Raw genomic sequence first — 17449 nt, 5'->3', positions numbered from 1 at the left:
AAAAATTCGGCATGTTGATTCCAATGATCGAAACAATTGATACCGGCCGGTTTGTGTTTGCCCGAGGCTTTCGCTAGTCTCGGCAAAACCTGCAACTACAAGCATAAACAGGCAAAACCATGCACGATCATTCGGTCACTGAACTGCCGTCCCTGCGTCGGCAGAAAATCCTCCTGATCCTCGAACGCGACGGCAAGGTCATGGCTTCCGAGTTGAGCCAGCACTTCGCCGTGTCCGAAGACACCATCCGCCGCGACCTCGCCGAACTGGACCACGCCGGCCTGGTGCAGCGCGTGCATGGCGGGGCGCTGCCAAGGCCCAAGGACAGTGGCAAGGATTACTTCACCCGGCTGGAAGAAACTGATGAGGTGAAGGTGCGTCTGGCGCAGTTGGCGGCGCAAAAGGTCGAGGACGGGCAGATTGTGCTGTTCGATTCCGGCTCGACCGCGTTGCAGGTGGCGCGTTCGTTGCGCGCGGATATTCAGATCACTGCAGTGACCGCCGCGCCGATGACGGCCATTGCCCTGTCCGAGTACAAGGGCGTGAAAGTGATTCTGGCCGGGGGACAACTGAACCCGCGCACGATGTCGGCCGGTGGGCACGAGGCGGTGCGCATGCTGGCCGGGATCAAGGCGGATCTGGCGTTTACCGGCGTCTGTGCGATTCACCCGGAGGTGGGCATCACCTCGCTGCATTTCGATGAAGTGCCGGTGAAGCAGGCCTTGCTCGACAGCGCGGCGCGGGTGATTGCGGTGACCACGGCGGACAAGCTGGGGGCAGTGGAGCCGTTCGTGGTGGCTTCGTGCACGCGCCTGCATACGCTGATTACCGAGCGTCATGTGGCGTCGGGGAGTGTCGAGGATTATCGGCGGTTGGGGATTGTGGTGGAGCAGTTGCCGGACTGAGATTTGTAGTGAGGCTGCTGGCCTCATCGCTGGCAAGCCAGCTCCCACAGGTTTTGGTGGTGTACATGAGGTTTAGTCCGACACGGACACTGTGGGAGCTGGCTTGCCAGCGATGGGGCCAGTCCGGTCAACGCAACTTTTCAAGCATCTGGTAATACCACATTCCCGCCGCCAACAACGGATTGCCCAGCAAATCCCCCATCGGCACCCGAATGTGCTGGCACTGCGCAAAGGTCTCGAACTGCTCCATCTGCCCGGTGATCGCGCGGCTCATGATTTCGCCCATGATGTGCGTCGTCGCGATGCCGTGTCCCGAGTAGCCCTGGCAATACCAGACGTTATCCGAAAGCTTGCCCAGTTGCGGGATGCGGTTGATCACGATGCCCATCGCGCAGCTCCACTGGTAGTCGATCTGCACCCCTTTGAGCGCCGGGAAGGTTTGCTCGATGCACGGGCGCAGCTCGGCGGCAATGTCCCGTGAATCCTTGCCGCTGTAGTTGGCGCCGCCGCCGAACAGCAGGCGCCCGTCGGCCGTGAGGCGGTAGTAGTCGAGGACGAAACGGCAGTCGTACACCGCGAGGTCTTCGGGGTTGATCTGCCGCGCCAGATCACCCAGCGGTGCGGTAGTGACGATGCCGCCCATGGCCGGGAAAATCTTGCCCTTGAGCTGGCCCGGTTCGAGCTTGTGATAGACGTCACCGGCGAGCATCACCTGATTGGCGTCGATCTGGCCATGGGCGGTGCGCACGCCTGGGGTTTTGCCGTGAATGATTTCCAGCACTTCACTGTTTTCGAAGATTAGCGCACCAAGACTTTCCGCCGCCCGCGCTTCGCCGATGCACAGGTTGAGTGGGTGCAGGTGCATGTTGCGGGTGTTCTTGATCGCGCCATGGTAGAGGTCGCTTTGCAGCAGGTCGCGCACCTGGCTGCGGTCGAGCAGGCTGACCTCGTCGGCCATGCCCCGGCGCACGGCTTCGTCGTAATCCTGGCGCAAACCGTCCATATGGCTCGGCTTGTAAGCAGCGTGCAGATGGCCGTGTTTGAGGTCGCACTGGATGCCGTACTTCTCCACCCGCTGCTGGATGATTTCATGCCCGCGCCAGCGCAGGTGCCAGATGAAATCGTCGACTTCATCACCGAGTTTCGGGCGCATCTGTTTGCGCATCGCACCGTCGCCGGAGAGGCTGCCGGTGACTTGTCCGCCATTGCGTCCGGTGGCGCCCCAGCCGATTTTGTGGCTCTCGACGATGGCGACTTTCAGGCCTTTTTCGGCGAGTTCGACGGCGGTGGCTACGCCGGTGAAACCGCCGCCGATGATCACCACATCGACTTGATGTCGACCTAGCAGGGTCGGGTAGTCGGTGTCCTGGTTGAGGGTGGCGGTGTAGTAGGAATTGCAGCGTTGGGTCATGTCGGTGTCCACACAAAATTCGCAAGTCAAATCGAGGACCCTGTGGGAGCTGGCTTGCCAGCGATAGCGGAGTATCAGTCACCAGAGATGCTGAATTTGCCGGCCCCATCGCTGGCAAGCCAGCTCCCACAGGATTTAGGGTGTATGTCAGGCTTCGGTCAGATACCAACGCCAATCCTGCTCACCCACCTCGGCCATGAACTGCCGGTACTCGGCACGTTTCACCGCCAGATACACCCCGAGAAATTCCTGGCCCAGGGCATCCCGCGCCCACACCGAGTTTTCCAGCGCCTGCAGCGAGGTCAGCCAATCGGTCGGCAGCAACGTCTTGGCTTGCGCGTAGCCATTGCCCTCGACCGGCGCGCCCGGATCAAGCTTTTCGCGAATCCCGCGATGGATGCCGGCGAGGATCGCGGCGGCTGCGAGATACGGGTTGGCATCGGCGCCGCAGATGCGGTGTTCGATGTGCCGGGTGTTGGCCGGGCCGCCCGGTACGCGCAGGCTGACGGTACGGTTGTCGACGCCCCAGGTCGGCGCCAACGGCGCGTAGCTGTTGGCCTGGAAGCGGCGGTAGGAGTTGGCGTTGGGGCAGAACAGCAGCAGCGTATCGAGCAGCGAGGCGAGCATCCCGCCAATCGCCGTGCGCAGCAGCGGGGTGCCCGCCGGGTCCTCGGCGGCGAACAGATTGCGCCCCTCGCCATCAGCAAGACTGACTTGCATGTGCATGCCGGTGCCGGCCAGATCATCAAACGGCTTGGCCATGAATGTCGCCTGCATGCCGTGTTTGTGTGCCACGGCTTTGACCAGGCGTTTGTAACGCACCGCCTGATCCATCGCGAGCAATGCGTCGCCGTGTTCGAGGGTGATTTCCACCTGGCCCGGGGCGTATTCCGAGATCGCCGTGCGCGCCGGAATGCCGTGCAGTTTGCAGGCGCTGTAGAGGTCGGCGAGGAACGGTTCGATCTGTTCCAGTTCACGCAAACCGTAGACCTGCGTGTGTCGCGGTCGGCCACCGTCGGCATCGAGTGCCGGTTGCGGGCGACCGTTGTGATCGCGTTTGGCGTCGAGCAGATAGAACTCCAGCTCGCAGGCCATGACCGGGTGATAACCCTCGGCTTTGAGGCCGTCGATGACTTTGATCAGCAGATGACGCGGGTCGGCGATGCTCGCTGGCAAGCCCTCGGTCGGGTGCATGCTGACCTGCACCGCCGCGGTCGGAATCTGTCGCCACGGCAAGCGCACCAGACTGCCTTCGAGCGGGTAGGCGCGGCAGTCGATGTCGCCGACGTCCCACACCAGCCCGGAGTTTTCCACGTCTTCGCCCTGCACGGTCAGACCGAGGATGGTGCTGGGCAGCGGACGACCGCTTTCATAGACAGCGAGCAGTTCTTCGCGGTGCAACAACTTGCCGCGTGGCACGCCGTTGGCGTCGAGGATGAACAGTTCGATCATGTCGATGTCGGGGTTTTGTTCAAGGAACAGGCGTGCGTCTTCGATGGCTGCGAATTTCATGGTCAATCACTCACGATGGCGCCGTATGGGCGCGCAGAATCGGGCCGGGCGCATGGAGCGCGTCCCGGCAGGGATATCAAACGGAGATCAGTCAGACTTGATACAGAACCTGTGGCGAGGGAGCTTGCTCCCGCTGGGGCGCGAAGCGGCTCTCGCTTTTTGATTCAAAGGCAGGGGACTGCTACGCAGTCCAGCGGGAGCAAGCTCCCTCACCACAATGGATCTTTTCTGGCTGACAGAAATCAGCAATCGATATCCGGCGGGCGTGCGGAATGACGCAGCTTGGAACGGCGCAGGGCCATGGGGAGATTGACGATGCGATTCATGCGCGGCCCCTGTGACAGAGGGCGCACACAGCGGAGACGTTCAACCTTTCTGGTTGTTGTGGTGACGTACTCATAACGCGTGTTTCCGTTGGCGGAAAACGTCGGTGGCGGGCTGGCCCCGTCCACCGGTGTGCCCGGATAGTAAGGGGGAATTCGCGGGCGTGTAAACGGGAGATTCGCAGGCCAGGGTTCAGCGCATGAGATGCAAGCCCAGCCCGGCGAGTGCGCAAACGATCAACACTTCAATCACACCGCGCTTGAAAATGAACAGCGCCAGTGCGGCCAGCAGCGCCAGTCCGATCGAAAACAGATCCGCGTGCCCGGCAAAACCGCTCGGCCAGAACACGTGGTAAGCGAAGAAACACGCCAGGTTGAGAATCACCCCGACCACCGCTGCGGTGATCGCGGTCAACGGTGCGGTGAACTTCAGTTCGTTGTGGGTCGATTCCACCAGCGGCCCGCCGGCGAGGATGAACAGGAACGAGGGCAGGAAGGTGAACCAGGTCACCAGCGTCGCCGCCAGTGCACCGGCGGCGAACGCATGTTCCGCGCCGAACGCCGGTTGCACGTAGCCGCCGATGAAACCGACAAACGCCACCACCATGATCAACGGCCCGGGCGTGGTTTCGCCGAGGGCGAGGCCGTCGATCATCTGCGTCGGCGTCAGCCAGCCGTAATGCCCGACCGCGCCCTGATAGACATACGGCAACACTGCGTAAGCGCCGCCGAAGGTCAGCAGCGCAGCCTTGGTGAAGAACCAGCCCATTTGCGTCAACGTACCGTCCCAGCCGAACAGTGCGGTCAGCAGCGCCATCGGTAAACACCACAGTGCCGCGCCAACCAGCAGCAGACGCCACAGCTTCGGCAGGCTGAAGCGCGCATGTTCAGGTGTTGGCGTGTCGTCATCGATCAGCGCCGGGCCGAAGGATTTGCCGCTGCTGCGCTGCCCGCGATTGTCGAAGCGCTGCGGTGCCAGTCGCCCGCCGGCATAGCCGATCAACGCGGCACCGAGCACAATCAGCGGGAACGGTAGATTGAAGGCAAAAATCGCCACGAATGACGCCCCGGCGATCGCCCACAGCCAACTGTTTTTCAGCGCTCGCGAGCCGATGCGATGTGCCGCGTGCAAGACAATCGCGGTCACCGCCGGTTTGATCCCGTAGAAGATCCCGGCCACCACCGGCACATCGCCAAACGCGATGTACACCCACGACAGCGCAATCAGGATGACCAGCGACGGCAGCACGAACAGCGCCCCGGCAATCACCCCGCCCCAGGTACGATGCAACAGCCAGCCAATGTACGTTGCCAGTTGCTGGGCCTCGGGGCCGGGCAGCAACATGCAGTAGTTGAGTGCATGGAGGAAACGTCGCTCGGAGATCCAGCGCCGGCGCTCGACCAGTTCCTGATGCATGATCGCGATCTGCCCGGCCGGGCCACCGAAACCGATGCAGCCGAGTTTCAGCCAGAAGCGCCAGGCCTGGCGCAGCGTGACGGGAGCGGGGCGGGGCAGGTTGTTGGGCGCTGTGCTCAAACGAGACTCCGGAGTTTAATTCTGGCGGAGTGGCTATCTAATCAGACTTTCAACCCTCACCCCAGCCCTCTCCCAGAGGGAGAGGGGGCCGACCGAGGTGTCTGGCGTTATCCATCGACCTGAAAGATCGAGTCGATTATGGATTCAGAGCCAATCTTTCAATTCGGTGAATTTCTTCAATATCCCCCAACCAGTCCCCTCTCCCTCGGGGAGAGGGCTAGGGTGAGGGGCTTTTGCTCTTCAGGTATGCGCCAGACTCCAGCGCAGCGCCGCATTCTGGTCACTCTCCCGCGCCTCGACCCAATGCGAACCCTGCGCTGTGCTCTCACGCTTCCAGAACGGCGCGCGGGTCTTGAGCACGTCCATGATGAACGCGCAGGCCTCGAACGCCATGTGCCGATGTTTGCTGCTGACACCGACGAACACGATCGGCTCGCTGACCGCCAGCGCACCGACCCGATGCACGATCTCGACCCCCAGCAGCGGCCAGCGCTGGCGCGCTTCTTCGGCGATCTGTTCGAGGGCTTTTTCGGTCATGCCCGGATAGTGCTCGAGAAACAGCTCGTTCACGCTCTGCCCGATGTTCAGATCACGCACATAGCCGATGAAATTCACCACCGCGCCGACCCGTGGATTGCGCGCATGCAGGTCGGCGGTCAACTGGCCGACGTCGAAGCTTTTGTACTGGACTCGAACCGTCATGCTCAGCCCCCGGTGACCGGTGGGAAAAACGCGATCTCGTCGAAGTCTTCGATCGCCGCGCTCGGTTGGCACAGCTCCTGATTCAACGCACACATCAGGTTGCCGGCGCCGAGCACTTCGCGCCATTCCTCACCGCGCGCCATGAGCATCTGCCGCACATCCTCGATGCTGCGCAGGTTGTCGCTCAGGGGGATTTTTTCCCCGCCCAGATTCAGGCGATCACGGTAGCTGGCGAAGTAGTTGATCAGGAGCATTGCGCGTCCTCCCATTGAAAGTGTCCGGAGCGGCCGCCCTGTTTGCTCAGCAGGCGGATGTCGCCGATGACCATCGCCCGGTCCACCGCTTTGCACATGTCATAGATCGTCAGCGCCGCGACACTGGCGGCGGTCAGGGCTTCGAGTTCGACGCCGGTCTGGCCGGTGAGGCGACAGGTGCTGGTGATCTGCACGCGGTCCGGTTCGCAGGCCTTGAGTTCAACGTGAATCGAGCTGAGCAGCAGCGCGTGACACAGCGGGATCAGTTCGTGGGTGCGCTTGGCCGCTTGAATCCCGGCGATGCGCGCCACGGCGAAAACGTCGCCTTTGGGGTGACCGTTGGCCTGGATCATCTGCAGCGTTTCCGGGCGCATCTGCACCCAGGCTTGCGCCGTGGCTTCGCGGCGGGTCGCGGCTTTGTCGCTGACGTCGACCATGTTGGCGCGGCCCTGATCGTCGAGGTGGGTGAGGGTGTTGCTCATGCTGAAAGCTCCTGGATCGGGCTGTAGATTCGGGGGGCGTTGCGGTGCGGAACGTGGATCAGATTGAGCCGATGCTTGAGTGCCCAACGCACCGTCAACGCGGTGGGGGCGGACAGGCTGACGAGGGTGCCGAGGCGGGCCCGCACGGCTTTGTGGATCAGCTCCAGGCTGCAACGGCTGGTGACCACCACGAAGCCCTGACGCGCATCGACGTCAGCGATTTGCATCGCGCCGATCAGCTTGTCGAGGGCGTTGTGCCGGCCGATGTCTTCGCGGCATAGCAGCGCTTCACCGCTGGCATCGAAGTACAGCGCCGCGTGCAGGGCGCCGCTGCTGCGGGCCAGTTGCTGGGCCTGTTCGATACGTTGGCGGATACCGTCGAAATGCGCAGCCGGCGGTAGCGCGCAGGGTTGCAGAATCTGCAGTTGCGGCAACGCCTGCTCCAGCGCCTCGACGCCACAAATGCCGCAGCCGCTGGTGCCGGCCATTTGCCGACGATGATCTTTCAGCGCCCAGAACGCGCGGCTGGAAATCTGCACGTCAGCCTGACAGGCTTGATCGAAATGGCTCAGGCGGATGTCGTAGATCTCGTCAACGCTGTCGATAATCGCGTTGCTCAGGGCGAAGCCCCGGATGAAGTCTTCGAGGTTGCCGGGCGAGACCATCATCACCGCCTGGCTCAGGCCATTGAAGGTGATCGCCAGAGCGATTTCCGCGGCCAGGGCGACGTGCGAGAGCGGGGCGTGCGGCAGGTATTCACGAAACGCCACCTGTGACGGTTGCGGTGCGGGGGCGTTGGGTTCGGTGTTGGGTTCGGTGGTAGTTTCGACGTGGCAGAGCATCTTGAAAAGTCCCGAAGCGCTGAAGTGGGTTCAGGCTACGGGCGTGGTGAAAGTGCGTCCAATCGCTTGTTCTGATGCGGTGATCGGGCTGATCTATCACCACAGCCTCCCGTGTAGGAGCTGCCGAAGGCTGCGATCTTTTGATCTTGATCTTAAAAACCAAAATCAAGATCAAAAGATCGCAGCCTTCGGCAGCTCCTACAGGGGGCGTGTATCTGGTTAAATTGCCTCAACCCCAAACATCTTCCGCGCCTCGGCGAAACACTTTTCGGCAATCGCCGAACGCGGTTCGGTCTTGCGCATCACCAGTCCCAGCGGCGCCAGCACACTGGCATCGGGCAATTGCATGAACGACAGGTGTTCGATCGGCTCTTCCAGTCCGCTGTCCAGCGGCATGATCGAGCAGCAGAAGCCCTGGTGAATCGCCTGTAGCAGCTGATAGGTCGAATCGCTTTCCATGATCGGCTGCGGATTGAGCCCGCGACTGCGGAAACTCAGGTCGATGGATTTGCGGTAATGCATGCCGGTGGTGATCATCCCCAGCGGCAGTTCGGCGGCGTCTTCCCAGCTCATTTCCGAGCCTTCGAAATGGAAGTGACGGTTGTCGTAGAGCAGCCCGACGCGGGTTTCACCGATCTCGAAAAAATCGAAATAGTTCGGGTTGACGTGGTCGAGGTAGCACACGCCCAGGTCCAGTTGGTTGTTGCCAAGGCCGGCGATGATCTCGTCGGAACTCCCCGACGACAGACTGAATTTCAGCTCGGGATAGGTTCCGGACAAACCCTGAATGTAATTGACCGGATTGAAATTGCTCAGCGGCACCAGACCCAGGCGCAAGCTACCGACCAGTTGCCCGCGGCACGCTGCCGCTTCGGCGAACAGACCGTCATGCGCAGCCAGCAGGGTGCGCGCCCAGGCCAGTACCCGTTCGCCGGCCTGAGTGAAACCTTCAAAGCGCTGACCGCGATTGACCAGCACCAGATCCAGCTCATCTTCCAGGTTGCGCAGGCGCATCGACAGGGTCGGCTGGGTGATGTGGCAGCGGGCGGCGGCCTGGCCGAAGTGTCGGGTTTCGTCCAGTGCGATCAGGAACTTGAGTTGTTTGATGTCCACGAAGGCACCTGCTCGTTGAGAAATTGGATTGAGTATTGACGCAGATGCGCGCAGCGCACGAAAAACGCGAGGTGCGACGATCTCACCTGCCTGTATCTGCGTCCAATCGGAAGAATTGAAAAGCCTATCGATCAGCTCTATCGCCCATGGTTTCAAAGGCTTCGGCCGCGGTCAACGGCACCGATAGAGCAGCTCGATAATGTGGTTGGCCAGAGTGATTAGACAGTACTCATAAGTGGCACTTAGGCTGCCCGGCAATGAGATCAACTATTGCCGGAGATTTCCATGAGTGCGAAAGCGGATGCCCTGTTTGTCCCCCTGAACATTGCCGTACTGACCGTCAGCGATACTCGCGATTATGCGAGCGACACGTCCGGCCAATTGCTGGTCAGCCGATTGCTGGAGGCCGGTCATACCCTGAGCGAACGCAACCTGCTCAAGGATGACCTGTACAAGATCCGCGCCCAGGTCGCGCAGTGGATTGCCGACGACAGCATTCAGGTGGTGCTGATCACCGGCGGCACCGGCTTCACCGGACGCGACAGCACGCCGGAAGCGGTGGCTTGTCTGCTCGACAAGCAGATCGATGGGTTTGGTGAGTTGTTCCGCGCCATTTCGATTCTCGACATCGGCACCTCGACCGTGCAAAGCCGCGCGCTGGCCGGGCTGTCCAACGGCACGCTGGTGTGCTGCCTGCCGGGCTCGACCGGCGCCTGCCGCACCGCGTGGGAAGGCATCCTCGCCGAGCAACTGGATAACCGTCATCGCCCGTGCAACTTCGTGCCGCACCTCAAATCCGTAGCCGCTTGCGGGCCGCGCGGATGAGCAAGGCAGCGTTGATGCCGGTCGAGGACGCCCTCGACCAGTTGCTCGGCATGGCCAATGAGCAACGTCTGGCCGACAGCGAAATGTTGCCGCTCGACGAGGCGCGCGGACGGGTGTTGGCCAGTGATCTGGTGGCGACACTCGACCTGCCGCCGTGGCCGAACAGTGCCATGGACGGTTATGCGTTGAACCTGGCCGATCTGCATCGCCAGCCGTTGAAGGTGTCGCAGAAGGTCTACGCCGGCCAGGCGCCGGACGCGCTATTGCCCGGCACCTGCGCACGGATCTTTACCGGCGCACCACTGCCGCCGGGCGCCACCTGCGTCGAGATGCAGGAAAACGTCGAAGTGCTGGAGGACGGTCGCGTACGCTTTTTGCAGCCGTTGAAGGGGGGGCAGAACATTCGTGCGCAAGGACAGGAAAACCGCGTCGGCGACATCCTGCTGCGTGCCGGCAAACGCCTCGGGCCGTTCGAACTGGCGGTCGCTGCCGGGCAGGGGCTCGCGCAGCTGCACGTGGTACGGCGCCCGCAGGTGGCGCTGCTGTCCACCGGTGACGAACTGGTCGAGCCGGGCCTGCCGCTGCGTCCCGGCAGCATCTACAACAGCAACCGCGTGTTGCTCGGCCACTGGCTTAAGGAACTGGGCTGCGAAGTGATCGACGCCGGGATCCTCCCGGATCGTCCGGCGCAGACGCGGCTCAAACTTGAGCAACTGCAAGTGGCGGCTGACCTGATCCTGACCACCGGTGGCGTGTCCGCCGGTGATGCCGATTGCCTCGGGCAGGTGCTGCGCGAGGACGGCAAACCGTTGCTGTGGAAGCTGGCGATCAAGCCAGGCAAACCGTTGACCGTGGGCCATTTCGGCACGGTGCCGGTGATTGGCCTGCCGGGCAATCCGACCTCGGCGCTGGTGACCTTCGGCCTGCTGGCACGGCCGTATCTGCTGCGTATTCAGGGCGTTGAAGAGGTCATGCCATTGAGCTTCACGGTGAATGCCGGGTTCGCCTGGAACAAGGCTGGCAGCCGTCGGGAGTATCTGCGGGTGCGGCTGGAGGCGGGCAGTGCGGTGTTGTATCCGAACCAGAGTTCCGGTGTTTTGCTCGGAGCGACCTGGGCCGATGGGCTGGTGGAGGTGCCGGAAAACAGAACCCACGGCATTGGCGATCCGCTGCGCTTCATTCCCTTCAGCGAACTGTTTTAAGACGAAGATCAAGAGATCGCAGCCTTCGGCAGCTCCTACAGGAAACGCATTCCACTGTAGGAGCTGCCGAAGGCTGCGATCTTTTTTGTAATGCAACCCTGTGGGAGCTGGCTTGCCAGCGATGGCGGCAAGTCAGTCACTCTGATGTTGGCTGACCCGGCCTCATCGCTGGCAAGCCAGCTCCCACAGTTTTTTTGGTGTTTGGAGAAATGTGATCAGCTCAGGACGTAGTCCACCGGCAATAACATCGGCGGCAGGTCGGTTTCACCCAGTTCGCTGAGAATATCGCGCTCGATGGTGCGTACCAGCGAGTCGGTCGCCAAATCGTTTTCGTCGCGGCCGAACGGGTCTTCCAGTTCATCGGCAATCGCGTCCAGACCAAAGAACGTGTAGCTGACAATCGCCGTGAACAGCGGGGTCAGCCAGCCCAGCGGTTCGGCCATGGCGAACGGCAGCAGGATGCAGAACAGGTAGATCGTGCGGTGCAGCAGCAAGGTGTAGGGGAAGGGCAGCGGGGTGTTTTTGATCCGCTCGCACACCGCTTGCGCCTGAGTCAGGCTGGTCAGGTGATTGGCCAGCAGCATGTAGCGCCACTCGCTCAGTTCACCGCTTTGATGCAGGTCGGAGCACTGCTGGCCGACCTGCTGCAGAATCCTTCCGCTGTAGTCCGGCACCCGCGCATCGTGTTGCGGGGTGATCCACTTGCTGCTGGCCGCCGCTTCGCTTTCCCGACGCAACCGCGCGTTCAGCGCATGAGCAAACCCGCAGAGGTTGAGCAGTAACGGCTTGCGTTGTACCGACTCACGGATGACATGGGTCTCGCGGATCACCGAACGAATGTGCACGATCACCTCGCCCCAGGCCTTGCGCGCCTCATACCAGCGGTCGTAGCAGGCGTTGTTGCGAAAATTCATGAAGATCGACAGTGACAGCCCGAGCAAGGTGAACGGCGTGGCGTTGACCTTGGTGAAGTTGCTCGGGTGAAGGATTTCCATCAGCACGATGGCCGAGGCCAGCAGGGTGACCATCAGCGTGCGCAGGGCGATGCGTTTGGCGATCGATCCCTTGAGGGTGAAGAGGATGGCGAACTGGTTGACCTTGGGTCTGACGATCATGCTGGGCGATCCCGGTTAAGCATGGAAATTGGCGGATCAACCGCCGGTCATATTCATGAAGCGAACCACTTGCACGTCGTCGTTCACTTCAAAGTTGTGTCGATACGGCTTGAGCTTCATGGCTTGGATAATGGCTTTCTCCAGACGTTCCGGTTGCCCGGGATGCGCACGCAGCACAGCTTTGAGATCCACCGAATGCTCGTTACCCAGACACAGTAGCAGGCGTCCTTCGACAGTCAGCCGCACCCGGTTGCAGGTGCCGCAGAAATTATGGCTGTGCGGCGAGATGAACCCCAGACGAATGTCCGGCGCTTCGGCCAGCCGCCAGTAGCGTGATGGGCCTTGGGTCGACTCGGCGGAGTCGATCAGGGTGAAGCGTTCGGCGATCTTCTCGCGCACCTGGGCACTGGAGAAAAACGACTCGGCGCGGCTGTGTTCGCTGATGATCCCCAGCGGCATTTCCTCGATGAAGGAGACGTCGAGCTGGCGGTCGATGGCAAAGCTCACCAGATCGTTGATCTCCTGATCGTTGCGCCCCTGCATCACCACCACGTTGAGTTTGGTGCGGGTGAAACCGGCCTTGCGCGCCGCATCGATGCCGTTGATCACCTGCGCCAGATCACCGGTGCGGGTCATTTGCCGGAAGCGCTCCGGGTCGAGGCTGTCGAGGCTGATGTTCAGGCGCTTGACCCCGGCGTCGAACAGCGGCGCGGCGAGTTTGCCCAACTGTGAGCCATTGGTGGTCATGCACAGCTCGCGCAGGCCGGGCAGGGCGGCGATCTGCTCGCACAACTTGACTACGCCCGGACGGATCAGCGGCTCGCCACCGGTCAGGCGAATCTTGCGCGTGCCCAGCGCCACGAAGCTCTGCGCCAGTTGATAGATCTCTTCCAGGGTCAGCACTTGCTGACGCGGCAGAAACTGCATGTCCTCGGCCATGCAATACACGCAGCGGAAGTCGCAGCGGTCGGTGACCGACATGCGCAGATAGTCGACGCGGCGGTTGTAACCATCGATCAGGACACGCTCTGACATGACAGCCTCGCAAGAGTGAAAAGTCCGCATTTACGGACCAGGTTGCTGCAGGTTATGGGCAACTTCAGACCACGTCCAATCACTGTTTGTGAATGCTTGATTGAGCGCGTCGATGATCAATTATTTTCGCTCGAAAGTTGCCGCTTTAGTTTCGCAACGCCCCGTAAATAAAGGGTTTTTCCCAGTGATAGAGGATTTCGATAATGTGGTCATAAATAGCGATTAGACAATGTTTTGCAGCGGTTCATATCCTTGCTCCGGCAAATGAAACGACCGCTTTTTATTGTTGAAAGACGGTCGGATATTTAACCGAGATCAGGTTCACGCCTGTGTGCATCGTCATGGAGATGTCCCATGTCACAAGTCGACCGTTACAAACCTTACAAAGGTGCCGCTGCCGGTTGGGGCGCTGTGATCAGCCTGACCAAAAGCTGGCTGGGCAGTGAAAACGCCCTGAAAAACATCCGCGCCATGCTCAAGACCAACCAGAATGGCGGCTTCGACTGCCCGGGCTGTGCGTGGGGTGAAGCGCCCGGTGCGAGCATGCTCAAGTTCTGCGAGAACGGCGCCAAAGCGGTGAACTGGGAGGCCACCGGGCGCTTGGTCGACCCGGCGTTCTTCAACAAGTACACGGTATCGAGCCTGGCCGAGCAGAGCGACTACTGGCTGGAATATCAGGGCCGTTTGACCCACCCGATGCGTTACGACGCGCGTATTGATCGCTACGTGGAAATCAGCTGGGAAGACGCGTTCGCGCTGATCGCCGAACACCTCAAGGGCCTGAAATCGCCGCACGAGGCCGAGTTCTATACCTCGGGCCGGGCCAGCAACGAAGCGGCGTTTCTCTACCAGTTGTTCGTCCGCGCCTACGGCACCAACAACTTCCCGGACTGTTCGAACATGTGCCACGAAGCCAGTGCGGTGAGCATGGGCGAGACGCTCGGCGTCGGTAAAGGCACAGTGGTCTACGAGGATCTGCATCACGCCGACGCGATTTTCGTCATCGGTCAGAACCCCGGCACCAACCACCCACGGATGCTCGAACCGCTGCGCGAAGCGGTGAAACGCGGGGCACAAGTGGTGTGCATCAACCCGCTGAAAGAGCGTGGCCTGGAACGTTTCCAGAACCCGCAGAACCCGATCGAGATGCTCAGCAACGGCTGGGAAGCGACCAACACCGCGTACTTCCGCCCGGCGCTGGGTGGCGACATGGCGATGATTCGCGGCATGGTCAAATTCCTTCTGCAGTGGGAGCGTGAAGCCCAGGTCAGCGGCGGCGAACCGGTGTTCGACCATGCGTTTATCGCCGAGCACACTTCGGGTCTGGACAGCTATCTGGCAGAAGTTGACGCCACGACCTGGGAGCACATTCTCGAACAGTCCGGTGTGCCGCTGCACGACATCGAACTGGCGGCGCGCATGTATGGCCGCGCCAAAAGCGTGATCATGTGTTGGGCCATGGGCCTGACCCAACACGTGCATTCGGTGCCGACCCTGCAGGAAGTCATCAACCTGCAACTGCTGCGCGGCAACGTTGGCCGTCCGGGCGCCGGTCTGTCGCCGGTGCGTGGTCACAGCAACGTGCAGGGCGACCGCACCATGGGTATCAACGAACTGGCGCCGAAAGAGCTGATGGACGCCCTGGAAAAACGCTTCAACTTCAAAGTGCCGCGCATGCACGGCCACAACACCGTCATGGCGATCGGTGCGATGGAGCGGGGCGAGGCCAAGGTGTTTATCGGTCTGGGCGGCAATTTCGCCCAAGCCACGCCGGACACCCCGCGCACCCACGAAGCGATGCGCAAACTCGACCTGACCGTGCACATTTCGACCAAGCTCAACCGCAGCCATCTGGTCACCGGTCGCGACGCGTTGATCCTGCCGTGCCTCGGTCGCACCGACATCGACATCCAGGCCGAAGGTCCGCAAGGCGTGACCGTGGAAGACACCTTCAGCATGGTGCATTTGTCATTCGGTCAGTTGAAACCGAAGTCGGCGCACTTGAAGTCCGAGCCGGCGATCATTGCCGGGATTGCCGCCGCGACCTTGGGCAAGCATCCAATCGACTGGGAGTGGGCGGTGGGCGATTACGGACGCATCCGCAACCTGATCGCCGATGTGATTCCGGGCTTCGAGAACTTCAACGAAAAACTGCTGACCCCGGGCGGCTTCCACCTCGGCAACGACGCCTCGGATCGGGTCTGGAACACCGAGTCCGGCAAGGCCCAGTTCACCCCGTGCGTGCTGCCGGAACACCTGATCAGCGAAGGCGTGCGCAACCTGCCGGTCAAGCCGGATCTGATCCTGCAGACCATGCGTTCCCACGATCAGTACAACACCACGCTGTACGGCCTCGACGACCGTTATCGCGGGGTCTACGGCATGCGCGACGTGATCTTCGCCAACGAACAGGATATCCAGCGACTCGGTTTCGAACCGGGGCAGAAGGTCGATCTGGTGGCGCTGTGGGATGACGAGCGCGAGCGTCGGGTCAGCGGTTTCACCCTGATCGCCTACGACATTCCGCCCGGTCAGGCGGCGGCGTACTACCCGGAAACCAACCCGCTGGTGCCGCTGGAAAGCTACGGCGACCGGACCTACACGCCGACCTCGAAATTCGTCGCGATTCGCCTCGAAGCGGCCAAGGTCAGCAACCTGATCCCGTCGTCGCTGGCCTGACCCGCTACTTATAAAAATACTGGCAATTTGACTGGCTGCAGGCGTTCGCGCCTGGCGTTGGCGCGGCGACGTGCTGCCGCTTTTCAGCCTGGATGAGGACATCATCATGCTCAACATTGAGGCACTGGACCTGGCGCGAATTCAATTCGCGTTCACGGTTTCGTTCCACATTATCTTCCCGGCGATCACCATCGGCCTGGCGAGTTTCCTCGCGGTACTCGAAGGCCTGTGGCTGAAAACCCGTGACGACACTTACCGCGATCTCTACCACTTCTGGTCGAAGATCTTTGCCGTCAACTTCGGCATGGGCGTGGTCTCGGGGCTGGTCATGGCGTACCAGTTCGGCACCAACTGGAGCGGCTTTTCCGACTTCGCCGGGAGCATCACCGGGCCGTTGCTGACCTATGAGGTGCTGACGGCGTTCTTCCTTGAAGCCGGTTTCCTCGGGGTCATGCTGTTCGGCTGGAACCGCGTCGGCCGTGGCCTGCACTTCTTTGCCACGGTGATGGTCGCCATCGGCACGTTGATCTCGACGTTCTGGATTCTCGCCTCCAACAGCTGGATGCAGACCCCGCAGGGCTTCGAAATCGTCGACGGGCGGGTGATGCCGCTGGACTGGCTGGCGATTGTGTTCAACCCGTCGTTCCCGTTCCGTCTGGCGCACATGGCGATCGCCGCGTTCGTCGCCACGGCCTTCTTCGTTGGTTCGTCGGCGGCCTGGCATTTGCTGCGCGGCAACAATACCGCGCCGGTGCGCAGGATGTTTTCCATGGCGTTGTGGATGGCGCTGATCGTGGCGCCGATTCAGGCGGTGGTCGGTGACGCCCATGGCTTGAACACCCTGGAGCATCAACCGGCAAAAATCGCCGCCATCGAGGGCCACTGGGAAAACGCCGACAACGGCCCGACACCGCTGGTGCTGTTCGGCATCCCCGACATGCAGGCGGAGAAGACCAAATACGCGCTGGAAATCCCGTACCTCGGCAGCCTGATCCTGACCCACAGCCTCGACAAGCAGATCCCGGCGCTCAAGAGCTTCCCGAAAGAAGACCGGCCGAACTCGACCATCATCTTCTGGAGTTTCCGCGTGATGGCCGGGCTGGGCATGTTGATGATCCTCGTCGGTGTGCTCGGTCTGGCGCTGCGCCGTGGCGGCAGGCTCTATCAGCATCGCGGCTTCCAGCGTCTGGTGTTGCTGATGGGGCCGAGCGGGTTGATCGCGTTGCTGGCCGGCTGGATCACCACCGAAGTCGGGCGCCAGCCGTGGGTGGTTTACGGCCTGATGCGCACCCATGACGCCGCGTCGCACCACTCGGTGGCGCAGATGAGCACCTCGCTGCTGCTGTTCGTGGTGATCTACTGCTCGGTGTTCACCGTGGGCATCGGCTACATGATGAAACTGGTGCGCAAGGGCCCGCAGCCGCATCACGAACATCCGCCGGAGGGCGATCAGTTGCAGACCCCGCGGCGGCCCATTTCGGCGGCGACCGCCCCGATGAAGGAGCATTGAGT

General features: G+C 61.6%; 15 protein-coding genes. 5 read left to right on the top strand and 10 right to left on the bottom strand.

What is annotated here, in order from left to right:
• Positions 1 to 119: 119 nt before the first annotated feature.
• Positions 120 to 905: a DeoR/GlpR family DNA-binding transcription regulator gene (locus ABV589_RS04030; protein WP_367084999.1), complete on the top strand. Its 786-nt coding sequence runs from the start codon at positions 120 to 122 to the stop codon at positions 903 to 905.
• A 127-nt stretch (positions 906 to 1032) separates the two neighbouring features.
• Here ABV589_RS04030 and ABV589_RS04025 read toward each other — a convergent pair whose 3' ends face one another.
• The 8 genes from ABV589_RS04025 to ABV589_RS03990 form a co-directional block, all read right to left on the bottom strand.
• Positions 1033 to 2316, bottom strand: coding sequence for an FAD-binding oxidoreductase (locus ABV589_RS04025; protein ID WP_367084998.1), 1284 nt, complete (start codon positions 2314 to 2316; stop codon positions 1033 to 1035).
• A gap of 147 nt (positions 2317 to 2463) precedes the next feature.
• Positions 2464 to 3828, bottom strand: a complete 1365-nt coding sequence (locus tag ABV589_RS04020) for a glutamine synthetase family protein (RefSeq protein ID WP_367084997.1) — start codon at positions 3826 to 3828, stop codon at positions 2464 to 2466.
• A 516-nt stretch (positions 3829 to 4344) separates the two neighbouring features.
• On the bottom strand, positions 4345 to 5688 hold the full coding sequence (gene chrA / locus ABV589_RS04015; protein ID WP_367084996.1) for a chromate efflux transporter: 1344 nt from the start codon (positions 5686 to 5688) through the stop codon (positions 4345 to 4347).
• Positions 5689 to 5928: 240 nt separating this feature from the next.
• Positions 5929 to 6390, bottom strand: coding sequence for a molybdopterin synthase catalytic subunit MoaE (moaE, locus tag ABV589_RS04010; RefSeq protein ID WP_367084995.1), 462 nt, complete (start codon positions 6388 to 6390; stop codon positions 5929 to 5931).
• A 2-nt stretch (positions 6391 to 6392) separates the two neighbouring features.
• Positions 6393 to 6644, bottom strand: a complete 252-nt coding sequence (locus tag ABV589_RS04005) for a MoaD/ThiS family protein (RefSeq protein ID WP_367084994.1) — start codon at positions 6642 to 6644, stop codon at positions 6393 to 6395.
• Positions 6635 to 7126 (bottom strand): cyclic pyranopterin monophosphate synthase MoaC, encoded by a 492-nt coding sequence (gene moaC / locus ABV589_RS04000; RefSeq protein WP_367084993.1) that lies wholly within the window; start codon positions 7124 to 7126, stop codon positions 6635 to 6637. The genes ABV589_RS04005 and moaC overlap by 10 nt, the downstream gene beginning before the upstream one ends.
• Entirely contained in the window at positions 7123 to 7968 is an 846-nt protein-coding gene (gene fdhD, locus ABV589_RS03995) for a formate dehydrogenase accessory sulfurtransferase FdhD (RefSeq protein WP_367084992.1), read from the bottom strand. The genes moaC and fdhD overlap by 4 nt, the downstream gene beginning before the upstream one ends.
• Positions 7969 to 8187: 219 nt before the next feature.
• Entirely contained in the window at positions 8188 to 9081 is an 894-nt protein-coding gene (locus tag ABV589_RS03990; protein ID WP_367084991.1) for a LysR family transcriptional regulator, read from the bottom strand.
• Positions 9082 to 9366: 285 nt separating this feature from the next.
• Between ABV589_RS03990 and moaB the strand changes: the two genes are divergently transcribed.
• Positions 9367 to 9906 (top strand): molybdenum cofactor biosynthesis protein B, encoded by a 540-nt coding sequence (moaB, locus tag ABV589_RS03985; RefSeq protein ID WP_007964888.1) that lies wholly within the window; start codon positions 9367 to 9369, stop codon positions 9904 to 9906.
• Entirely contained in the window at positions 9903 to 11108 is a 1206-nt protein-coding gene (glp, locus tag ABV589_RS03980; RefSeq protein ID WP_367084990.1) for a gephyrin-like molybdotransferase Glp, read from the top strand. The genes moaB and glp overlap by 4 nt, the downstream gene beginning before the upstream one ends.
• 215 nt (positions 11109 to 11323) lie before the next feature.
• Here the strand turns inward: glp and ABV589_RS03975 are convergent, their stop codons facing one another.
• Both ABV589_RS03975 and moaA read right to left on the bottom strand, forming a co-directional pair.
• Positions 11324 to 12223 carry a bestrophin family protein gene (locus ABV589_RS03975; protein ID WP_367084989.1) on the bottom strand — a complete coding sequence of 300 codons (900 nt, stop codon included), beginning with the start codon at positions 12221 to 12223 and terminating at the stop codon, positions 11324 to 11326.
• A gap of 36 nt (positions 12224 to 12259) precedes the next feature.
• Positions 12260 to 13258 carry a GTP 3',8-cyclase MoaA gene (gene moaA, locus ABV589_RS03970; protein WP_367084988.1) on the bottom strand — a complete coding sequence of 333 codons (999 nt, stop codon included), beginning with the start codon at positions 13256 to 13258 and terminating at the stop codon, positions 12260 to 12262.
• A 354-nt stretch (positions 13259 to 13612) separates the two neighbouring features.
• Between moaA and ABV589_RS03965 the strand changes: the two genes are divergently transcribed.
• On the top strand, positions 13613 to 15937 hold the full coding sequence (locus ABV589_RS03965) for an FdhF/YdeP family oxidoreductase (protein ID WP_367084987.1): 2325 nt from the start codon (positions 13613 to 13615) through the stop codon (positions 15935 to 15937).
• Between the two features lie 106 nt (positions 15938 to 16043).
• On the top strand, positions 16044 to 17447 hold the full coding sequence (locus tag ABV589_RS03960) for a cytochrome ubiquinol oxidase subunit I (protein WP_367084986.1): 1404 nt from the start codon (positions 16044 to 16046) through the stop codon (positions 17445 to 17447).
• Positions 17448 to 17449: the final 2 nt, after the last annotated feature.

Source organism: Pseudomonas sp. HOU2 (genome assembly GCF_040729435.1).
GTDB lineage: Bacteria > Pseudomonadota > Gammaproteobacteria > Pseudomonadales > Pseudomonadaceae > Aquipseudomonas.
This window is presented reverse-complemented; position numbering and strand designations above follow the sequence as displayed.

Bases quoted from the DNA above. Each gene is read 5' to 3' on its own strand.
- ABV589_RS04030 (WP_367084999.1), top strand. From the start codon at position 120: ATGCACGATCATTCGGTCACTGAACTGCCGTCCCTGCGTCGGCAGAAA.
- ABV589_RS04025 (WP_367084998.1), bottom strand. From the start codon at position 2,316: ATGACCCAACGCTGCAATTCCTACTACACCGCCACCCTCAACCAGGAC.
- ABV589_RS04020 (WP_367084997.1), bottom strand. From the start codon at position 3,828: ATGAAATTCGCAGCCATCGAAGACGCACGCCTGTTCCTTGAACAAAAC.
- moaE (WP_367084995.1), bottom strand. From the start codon at position 6,390: ATGACGGTTCGAGTCCAGTACAAAAGCTTCGACGTCGGCCAGTTGACC.
- ABV589_RS04005 (WP_367084994.1), bottom strand. From the start codon at position 6,644: ATGCTCCTGATCAACTACTTCGCCAGCTACCGTGATCGCCTGAATCTG.
- moaC (WP_367084993.1), bottom strand. From the start codon at position 7,126: ATGAGCAACACCCTCACCCACCTCGACGATCAGGGCCGCGCCAACATG.
- fdhD (WP_367084992.1), bottom strand. From the start codon at position 7,968: ATGCTCTGCCACGTCGAAACTACCACCGAACCCAACACCGAACCCAAC.
- moaB (WP_007964888.1), top strand. From the start codon at position 9,367: ATGAGTGCGAAAGCGGATGCCCTGTTTGTCCCCCTGAACATTGCCGTA.
- glp (WP_367084990.1), top strand. From the start codon at position 9,903: ATGAGCAAGGCAGCGTTGATGCCGGTCGAGGACGCCCTCGACCAGTTG.
- ABV589_RS03975 (WP_367084989.1), bottom strand. From the start codon at position 12,223: ATGATCGTCAGACCCAAGGTCAACCAGTTCGCCATCCTCTTCACCCTC.
- moaA (WP_367084988.1), bottom strand. From the start codon at position 13,258: ATGTCAGAGCGTGTCCTGATCGATGGTTACAACCGCCGCGTCGACTAT.
- ABV589_RS03965 (WP_367084987.1), top strand. From the start codon at position 13,613: ATGTCACAAGTCGACCGTTACAAACCTTACAAAGGTGCCGCTGCCGGT.
- ABV589_RS03960 (WP_367084986.1), top strand. From the start codon at position 16,044: ATGCTCAACATTGAGGCACTGGACCTGGCGCGAATTCAATTCGCGTTC.